The sequence below is a fragment of the uncultured Corynebacterium sp. genome, assembly GCF_902489365.1.
Lineage (GTDB): Bacteria > Actinomycetota > Actinomycetes > Mycobacteriales > Mycobacteriaceae > Corynebacterium.
This window is the reverse complement of sequence record NZ_CABTZR010000023.1, coordinates 24,328-32,307: the sequence shown is the minus strand read 5'-3', so window position 1 is coordinate 32,307 and position 7,980 is coordinate 24,328. Positions and strand designations below refer to the sequence as shown.

The window sequence follows — 7,980 nt, the reverse complement described above, 5'->3', positions numbered from 1 at the left end:
CCCATGGCCTGGCCGTTCAGCGATGTTCCTGCTGCGCGGAAGGTCATGTGGCGACCGTGAGTATCGCAGTACTTCATCAGCGCAGCGAGGTCCGCGGCGTTGCGAGGGGAGACCACGATGTTAGGGATGGAGCGGTAAGGGCCGGCATCGGAGGAGAAGCGCACGAGGTCGCTGAGGCGGCCGTGCACGTTTTCTGAGCCGACGATGGCTTCCATATCTGCAACCAGCTCGGCGGGAGAGCCGTTGCGGTAGCGTTCCGAAACGGCGTCGGCCTGACTGGTAGCGCCGGTCGGGCGTGAAAAAAGAGAGGAATCGGGGCTTAGTAGCTTGGACATATTTCTAATCTATCGCTTGACAGTAAATCTCGGCCAAACAGGGTACGTGAGGTTCATCATATGGGATACTCAATTCATATAGTGAGACACATTCTGGAAAGGAAACACCATGACGAACCCGCGCACAGAAGGGGAGACCGGCGAGAAGCTCGCCGTTTACATCTTCCCCATCGTTATCATTGCCTGCGCTATTGTCGCTTTTCTAAGCCCCGGCACCTTTGAGCCGGTGGGGCAATACACCTCGCAATTGCTTATGGTCATCATGTTTTCCATGGGGCTTACGCTGACAATTCCAGACTTGGCCCTGGTGGCGAAGCGTCCGCTGCCCATCTTCTTGGGTGTTATCTGTCAGTTTGTCATCATGCCGACCAGCGCCGTGCTCGTAGCGAAGTTGCTAGGGCTTTCCGACGCCGCCACCGTCGGCCTCATCCTCCTCGGGTCTGTGCCCGGCGGGACGGCCTCCAACGTGATGGCCTACCTGGCTAAGGGGGACGTGGCGTTGTCGGTGGCGATGACCTCGGTATCCACGCTGGTCTCGCCGATCATGACGCCGCTGCTCATGCTGTGGTTAGCGGGTCAAACCGCGGAGGTCGATGGTGCCGGTATGATGTGGTCGCTGGTCCAGACCGTCCTCATACCGGTAGGCCTGGGTCTGCTGCTGCGGGTGATTGCAAGCAAGGCGGTAGACAAGGTGCTGCCGGCTTTGCCGTGGGTGGCCATCGCTGGCATCGGCGGCGTGGTCACAGCGGTGGTGTCGAAATCGCAGGATAAGCTGGTCACCGTTGGTCTCGTCGTGTTTATCGGCGTGGCTATCCAGAACCTTATCGGATTTCTCTTTGGCTACTACATGGCGAAGCTAGCCCGCCAGCGCGAGGCAGCGGCGCGCACCACGGCAATTGAAGTAGCAACCCAGAACTCGGGGCTTGCCTCGGCATTGGCGTTGCAGTTCTTTACCCCGGAGGCTGCGCTGCCGGGTGTGGTCGCCGCGGTGTGGGCCAACGTCACTGGCGCAGTCTTCTCCGCCATCGTCCGCCGCAAGCCCATCGACGACGAGGTGGAATCCAGTAAAACTGCCGTTTCTGTGTAGCAGGTTACCCATCCGGGCAACTAGCTCTTCACGGGTGGTTGGCACATGTTCTCCGGCCACCTATTTTCTATTTGTGCAGACTTGGAAGTGCAGACCTGCAGGTGGGCGTCGTCAAGCGCCCAGGCAGTGCTTTGCGACGACCAGCGAGTCTGCACTTTTGGAAGCAACGGGGGCGCGGTCCCCATGGTGCGAACCCCATACGGTGCGAGGTGATGTGCCAGTGTTGGGGTTGCACCACGACAAAAATCTCCCCGCCCCTCGGTGAGCAAAACCGAAAGGTGACGGGGAGTTGCTTGTGTCTGAAGGCCTAAACCTGGGAAAGATCCTGGTCCTTCAGCTCCTGCATCATGAGGATAGTGATGAGGGAGATGAAGCAGACGATGATGATGAGGTAACAGCCCACGTAGCTCACGTTAAAGGCGCTGACCAGCAACGTTGCGATAAACGGGGCCACGGCGGCGCCGAGGATGGAGAAGACGTTGTACGCGATGCTGGAACCGGTGTAGCGCACGTTGGTGGGGAAGAGCTCCGGAAGGACGGCGGACATGGGGCCGAAGATGAGGCCCATGATGAACATGCCGACGAGCAGGAACCCGAGGACCGAGTTGCGGTCAGCGTGCTCGATGCCGAGGAAGAAGGGGAAGCTGAAAACCGAAGGCAATCATGATGAGCGAGGTCACGACCAGGATCGGCTTGTGCCCATACCTATCCGACAGCATGGAAGATACGGGAATACCGATGATGAACATGAAGATGGAGATCAGCTGGATCTCCAGGAACTCCAGGTAGGAGATTCCCAAACCCAGCTCCTTGGTCTTATCGCCAATACCGTAGGAAAGAATCCAGGTGGTGACCGGGTAGAACAGCGTGTAGCAAGAGACCATGACGAAGGTACCAATGATCATCGGCTTCCATGCAATGCGGAAAGCCTCCACCATAGGGGTCTTGACCTTCTTGCCTTTATCAACGGCCTGCTGGAAAACCGGTGTTTCTTCCAGGCGCACGCGGACGTAGAGACCGATGAGCACCATCACAGCAGAGGCGAGGAAAGGTAGACGCCAGCCCCATTCCATGAAGGTGCCGGTCGTGTCGCCGCGCGAGTAGTCCTTGGTGGCAACCAGGGTCAGGAAGAAACCATTAGCGAGCAAGAACCCGAAAGGTGCGCCGAACTGTGGCCACATGGCGGCTCGGAAGCGCGCTTGCCTTCCTCGGCGGTCTCGGAAGCCAGCAAAGCCGCACCGGACCATTCGCCGCCCAGGCCCAAACCTTGGCAGAAGCGCATCAGGACCAGCAGGGCCGGCGCGATAATGCACGCGGTCTGGTACGTGGGGAAGACACCGATGATGAAGGTGGCAATGCCCATCGTCAGGAGTGCGCCAACGAGGGTGGCCTTGCGGCCGATGCGATCGCCAAAGTGTCCAAAGAGTAGTGAGCCCAGTGGTCGAGCGATAAAGGCCAGGCCGAAGGTGGCAAAGGATTGGGGCAGGGCAACGGTGGGGTCTTCGGTCTTCGGGAAGAAGAGGAAAGGAAAGACGGCTACGGCTGCCGTGGCAAAAAAGAAATCATAGAACTCAATGGTCGTGCCAATAGTTGATGCCACAGCCACACGCACGCGGTCACGTTTTGTGAGTTTCGGGGTTGCGCCCGGTGTCGGCGGCTTGGTTTTGACTGCGGTCATGTCTCATCACATGATAAATTCGCGAGAGCAAGGGAGGGGTTGACATGTTGTGGTGCTGTGGCCATGGCTCGTAGGTGGGGAGGGTGCGCGGAGCCATCCTGACATAATGTACATTATCGGACAATAGCTTATGCAGCGTGAAGGCGTAACTTCGCATCTCCTATCTCTGGGCTCGCATGGATGTGCGCTCAGTCCTTGACGGCGCGACCCTTGCTGGGTCATGGGCGCCGGCGGAGCCATGCGTGCGTTGCGCGTACTCAACTAGCCCTTGATGCTTTATTCCGGGTTACCTGTCCCGTCCGCGTCGCTTTCCCGGAAGTTCAAGCCTTCTTTGTTCGCTGCCTTCCGGGCGGCTTTCCCGTGCGTCATGCGGTGGCCGGAGAGTTGTCGTGTGTGCAAGTGGAGTATTCGTGGTGACGCCTTTAGATCTGGGCCGATCCGCGCCTCCCCAGCTGCTCTTGGAGTGACCCCTTTTAGGGCACAATATAGTCACTGTTACGTAATGGTACGGTATTTGGGGAGTCCATCGGAGAACTGGTTTTAGCGCCGACGGTAAGCCATCACCAGCTGCACCACGGTGAGAGCTACAAGCACTACGGAAAACGCTGCCAGAAGCTTCGTCCCCTGAAACCAGATAAAAACACCGAACCCTGCGAGTACGACGAGACGCACCCACAGGACAGGAATAAGATGCTGATAATTCATGACTGACCGGATGCGTTACTTCTCGAGGGTAACGCGAACGTTAACGTCGCCGACCTCAGAGATCTTCGCGGCGATCATCTCCGGGGTTTCGACGCCGAATTCGAGACGGTTAATCGGAATATTGCCGCCCAAGATAATGGTGTCACCATCGCGGACTACCTGGAAGTCCTGTGTCACGTTCTTGGTCTCGCCGTGGATGGTCAAGTCACCAGTCAGTGACACGGTGACCAGTGAGCCGTCGTCAGGCACAGCAGAGACATCTGTCGGCTCGGTCAACGTGAAGGTCGACTCTGGGTACTTCGTTACCTCAAAGAGCTTCGACTTCATGTTCTGATCGCGCACCTTCTTGTCCGTGGTCAGGCTCGCCATGTCCACGGTGATGCTGGCTTCCTCAACGACCCCGTCCTTGATGGTTGCCTGGCCGGTGACATGCTTGGTGGAGCCAGACGTCGTGCGCTTATCCGCCGGCAGGATCTCATCGATGGTAAACCCAGCTGAGGTGTAGTTATAGGCCGAACCTTGCACCACGTGCCATTCGCCATCAACGTCCGTCGTTGCGGCATGGACCTTATCCGCGTTGATCGGTTCGGTCTTCACACCGCGGCCCATGATCACCGAAAACGCTAGCGGTCCCAGGGCCAGTGCAGACGAGCCCAGAATCAGGATCACGAAGATACTGACAACCAGTTTGCGGTTACCTAATACGGATTTCATGTACTATCTCAATTCCTCAAGCTTACGAGCCAGTGCGACCAGTTCGGCACACAGCTGTTCCATCTCTTCAGCACTGGCGCTTTCCGACGCCGCTGTGGCCACGTCCTCGGCACAGCACCGGAGCTCAAAGAGACCGTCGCGGAGACGGTCCGCCTTGTCTGGAGTTAGGATGACAGCGTCCACGGGAATGGATGTCCCGACCACGTTGTGGCGCTGCTCGTATGCTCGTTGTTTGCACGAGGGCGAACAGAACTTGCGTGGCCTTCCCCGCCCGCCTTGTGCGATCTCTGTGCCGCACCACTGGCAGGTTGCCGTCCGGTGCCTCGAAGGCTTGCCGGGCTGCGGATCCTGTGTACCAATCACCTCACTCACCTTAGCCCATTAACCCGAGGGTGGGAACAAAGGCCGTGGGCCATTCGTTATAATGATAGAACTTTGGGTGATATAGGTCGACCCTGATCCCTTCCCTCAACGCTTGAAAAGGATGATGTTGCATGGCAGATCGCGTACTCCGTGGCAGCCGCATGGGCGCAGTGAGCTACGAAACCGACCGCGACCACGACTTGGCCCCGCGCCAAATGGTGAAATACCGCACCGAGGACGGCGACATCTACGAGGTGCCCTTCGCCGATGACGCGGAAATCCCCGAGGAGTGGATGTGCAAGAACGGTAAGCTCGGCACCCTTGTTGAGGGCGAGGGCGTCGAGTCCAAGCCGGTGAAGCCGCCGCGGACCCACTGGGATATGCTGCGTGAGCGCCGCTCGATTGAGGAGCTAGATGAACTACTGACTGAGCGCATCGAAAGCCTGCGTTCGCGTCGTCGCGCAGCAGCCCGCCTGCTAAAGGAGCAGAAGGAACAGGAAGAAAACGAAGGCTAAAAAGCCCGTCGCGCGCCGATCCTACAGTCAAGGGGTAGTAGCTCCACGGAAGTGGAAGCCACTACCCTATTTGTCGTTTTGGGCGTTTAATCCGAACGTCGTGCTATGCCTTGGCACCGTCGTGCGGCGCTGAATTAAGCTCCGGCCACTGGAGAACCAGCTCGGCGAGATAAACCGCCAAGGCAGGGCCCAAAACCGCGAGGAAGAACGCATAGCCTCCCCACTGCGCCGGGAAAAAGAGCGGGAACAGCACCAAGAGTGCCGCCGGGGATACCGCCACTAGAGTACGCGGTAGGTGCGCTACCGCCTTCGTCATGGCTGCCGTGCACCGTTGGCTAAAGCTCAGCCCCGGAGCATCTAGGTGGAAAAACCACACGCTGATGCAGCCCAGCACAAGGAGCCCGGAAATCAGCGCGGCACGCAGTACGACGCCCATTGTCCCGAACCCGGCCTTCGCGATGATGGCGAATTCATAGGCAGCTAAGGCGCCCAGTGCCAAGCAGATAAGCCACCAGGCGGTATTTGTTCCGGGGCGGGTCAAAAGGCCCCGAACGAAGGCCGCGCCGCGGCGTGAACCTTCCTCGCGGACCATCTGTCCGGTCACCGCGTGGGCGGTGCGCAGGGACATTCCCCCAGTCACCACGGGAAAGCACGTGATAACGAGGAGAACGTTGACGATGACAAGGTCAGCGAAAAGGCTCAGGGCGGCGTAGAACTTCGATTCGGGGCCGAGCAAGCGATTCATGGTTCTTTAACCTATCGCACTTGATTAGCCCTTCACTGCACCGGCAGCCACACCTTCGATGATGTGCTTCTGCGTGGAGAAGTAGAAGATGACGATCGGGATGATGGCGAGAACCAACATGGCCATCATGGCACCCATATCGCGGTTACCGTTGGAGCCGACAAAGGACTGGATGACCACCGGGATGGTCTTGTACCGAGTCGACAGACCAATGACCAAGTACGGCAGCAGGTAGTCGTTCCATACCCACATGGCGTTGAGAATTGCCACGGTAATGGCAGTCGGCTTGAGCATGGGCCACACCACACGGAAGTAGTTTTGGATCGGCCCACAACCATCGATCATCGCGGCTTCCTCGACATCCAGAGGGATGGACTTGACGAAGCCCGCAAACATGAACACCGAGAGTCCAGAACCGAATCCGAGGTAGAGCACCACGATTCCGATCGGGTTGTTGAGGTGGAGCATGTCTGCAATCTTGACCGTCGGGAACATGACCATCTGGAACGGGATAATCATGGACACGACGAAGAGGTAGTACAGAAGGTTTGTCCACCACGTCTTGACGCGCGTGATGTAGTAGGCGGTCATCGCGGAGAAGAACACGATGACGATGACGGACAGAATCGTGATGACGAAAGACCACAGGGTGGCTTCCAAGAAGCCCTGCTTGGTCAATCCGACCATGAAATTCTCGAAGCCGACCCAGGTTTCACCGATGGGAAGGGAAAAAGGATCGGAGGAGATGGCGAACTTGGACTTAAAAGAGTTAATAAAGATGAAGAGGATCGGCCCAAGGAAGACGATGGTGAAGAACACCAGGATCGCATAGACCACGAACTTGGCGCCGCCAGACATCCGGGTCTTATTGTCCGAGGGAAGCTGGTGATCCTTCTTCTTCGAGGCCGGGACGGCCTGCGCTGAAGTGCTGGTAGTCATGACTTATGCCTCGATTTCCTTGGAACGGGTCGCGCGCAGCTGGAAGTACGCGATGACGACCACGACGACGACGAAGATGACGGCCTTGGCCTGACCCACGCCCTCGACGTTCATACGGTTGAACAGCGTGTTAACGATGTTGAGCGCGACCATCTCAGTTTGTCCGCCGGGCGCGCCGTTGGTGAGCGCAAGGTTCTGGTCGAAGAGCTTGAACGAGTTCGACAAAGTCAGGAAGAGGCAGATAGTGATGGACGGCATGACCATCGGGATGGTGACATGGCGAAGCATCTCCCATTTGTTGACGCCGTCGAGCTCGGCTGCCTCGATGAGCTCCGGTGGGACATTCTGTAAGCCGGCGATGTAAATAATCATCATGTAGCCGATGAGCTGCCAGTTAAGCAGCATGATGAGGCCGGCGTAACCGAATTTCCAGTCCGCACTGATGGTCGTGGCATAGTGCGAAAGCACGGCGTTGATCATGGTTTGCCAGGTATAACCCAGCACGATGCCGCCGATGAGGTTCGGCATAAAGAAGACCGTGCGGAAGAAATTGGTGCCGCGAAGTTTACGGGTCAGCATCCACGCCAAGAGGAAGGCAAAGACGTTGACGGTGATAACGGAGACGATGACGACGAGGACGGTGAAACCGAAGGCCGAGATGAAACCTTCGCGTTGGGAGAAAGCTTTGACGTAGTTGTCGATGCCAACCCACTTGGCGTTGGTGATGGTGGTGAACTTCGTAAAGGAAAGGAAGAATCCCACGATGAACGGCACCAAGAAGGCAATCATGAATGCCAGAAGAGTGGGCAAGACAAAGACTGGGAAGTACTTCTTCAGCGTTGCTTGCATGGTGGTGAAACCTTAATTTCAAGTGGTGCCACACGCTTCCCAGTGGGAAG

General features: G+C 57.6%; 9 protein-coding genes and 1 pseudogene. 2 read left to right on the top strand and 8 right to left on the bottom strand.

Going from position 1 to position 7,980, the window contains the following annotated elements:
* On the bottom strand, positions 1-335 hold a 335-nt coding region (locus RDN59_RS05345), incomplete at its 3' end, for an FAD-binding protein (RefSeq protein ID WP_308606943.1).
* A gap of 109 nt (positions 336-444) precedes the next feature.
* On the opposite strand from RDN59_RS05345, the gene RDN59_RS05340 reads away from it, so the two are divergent.
* The gene (locus RDN59_RS05340; protein ID WP_308606942.1) at positions 445-1,422 is read left to right on the top strand and encodes a bile acid:sodium symporter family protein; all 978 of its coding nucleotides are present in this window, start codon (positions 445-447) and stop codon (positions 1,420-1,422) included.
* A gap of 307 nt (positions 1,423-1,729) precedes the next feature.
* On the opposite strand, the pseudogene RDN59_RS05335 reads toward RDN59_RS05340, so the two are convergent.
* From RDN59_RS05335 to RDN59_RS05320, 4 genes and pseudogenes are all read right to left on the bottom strand, one after another.
* Positions 1,730-3,100 (bottom strand): annotated as a pseudogene (locus RDN59_RS05335) (MFS transporter).
* 540 nt (positions 3,101-3,640) lie between these two features.
* A complete protein-coding gene (locus RDN59_RS05330) occupies positions 3,641-3,805 on the bottom strand; it encodes a hypothetical protein (RefSeq protein ID WP_308606941.1) in 165 nt (54 codons plus the stop codon).
* A gap of 15 nt (positions 3,806-3,820) precedes the next feature.
* Entirely contained in the window at positions 3,821-4,519 is a 699-nt protein-coding gene (locus RDN59_RS05325; protein WP_308606940.1) for a YceI family protein, read from the bottom strand.
* A gap of 3 nt (positions 4,520-4,522) precedes the next feature.
* Complete coding sequence (locus tag RDN59_RS05320) at positions 4,523-4,882, bottom strand: hypothetical protein (protein WP_308606939.1); 360 nt, start codon at positions 4,880-4,882, stop codon at positions 4,523-4,525.
* Between the two features lie 131 nt (positions 4,883-5,013).
* Here RDN59_RS05320 and RDN59_RS05315 point away from each other — a divergent pair, with 131 nt between their 5' ends.
* A complete protein-coding gene (locus RDN59_RS05315) occupies positions 5,014-5,397 on the top strand; it encodes an RNA polymerase-binding protein RbpA (protein WP_046649170.1) in 384 nt (127 codons plus the stop codon).
* Positions 5,398-5,500: 103 nt separating this feature from the next.
* On the opposite strand, the gene musI is transcribed toward RDN59_RS05315, so the two are convergent.
* From musI to RDN59_RS05300, 3 genes are read right to left on the bottom strand one after another with little or no spacing between them, the layout of a single operon-like run.
* Complete coding sequence (musI, locus tag RDN59_RS05310; protein ID WP_308606938.1) at positions 5,501-6,142, bottom strand: ABC transport system MusEFGK2I component MusI; 642 nt, start codon at positions 6,140-6,142, stop codon at positions 5,501-5,503.
* 24 nt (positions 6,143-6,166) lie between these two features.
* A complete protein-coding gene (locus tag RDN59_RS05305; RefSeq protein WP_308606937.1) occupies positions 6,167-7,081 on the bottom strand; it encodes a carbohydrate ABC transporter permease in 915 nt (304 codons plus the stop codon).
* Positions 7,082-7,084: 3 nt separating this feature from the next.
* On the bottom strand, positions 7,085-7,930 hold the full coding sequence (locus RDN59_RS05300) for a carbohydrate ABC transporter permease (protein ID WP_144013207.1): 846 nt from the start codon (positions 7,928-7,930) through the stop codon (positions 7,085-7,087).
* Positions 7,931-7,980: the final 50 nt, after the last annotated feature.

Excerpts from the sequence above, each read along its gene's own strand:
- RDN59_RS05305 (WP_308606937.1), bottom strand. The coding sequence starts at position 7,081 with ATGACTACCAGCACTTCAGCGCAGGCCGTCCCGGCCTCGAAGAAGAAG.
- RDN59_RS05325 (WP_308606940.1), bottom strand. The coding sequence starts at position 4,519 with ATGAAATCCGTATTAGGTAACCGCAAACTGGTTGTCAGTATCTTCGTG.
- RDN59_RS05330 (WP_308606941.1), bottom strand. The coding sequence starts at position 3,805 with ATGAATTATCAGCATCTTATTCCTGTCCTGTGGGTGCGTCTCGTCGTA.
- RDN59_RS05300 (WP_144013207.1), bottom strand. The coding sequence starts at position 7,930 with ATGCAAGCAACGCTGAAGAAGTACTTCCCAGTCTTTGTCTTGCCCACT.
- RDN59_RS05315 (WP_046649170.1), top strand. The coding sequence starts at position 5,014 with ATGGCAGATCGCGTACTCCGTGGCAGCCGCATGGGCGCAGTGAGCTAC.
- musI (WP_308606938.1), bottom strand. The coding sequence starts at position 6,142 with ATGAATCGCTTGCTCGGCCCCGAATCGAAGTTCTACGCCGCCCTGAGC.
- RDN59_RS05340 (WP_308606942.1), top strand. The coding sequence starts at position 445 with ATGACGAACCCGCGCACAGAAGGGGAGACCGGCGAGAAGCTCGCCGTT.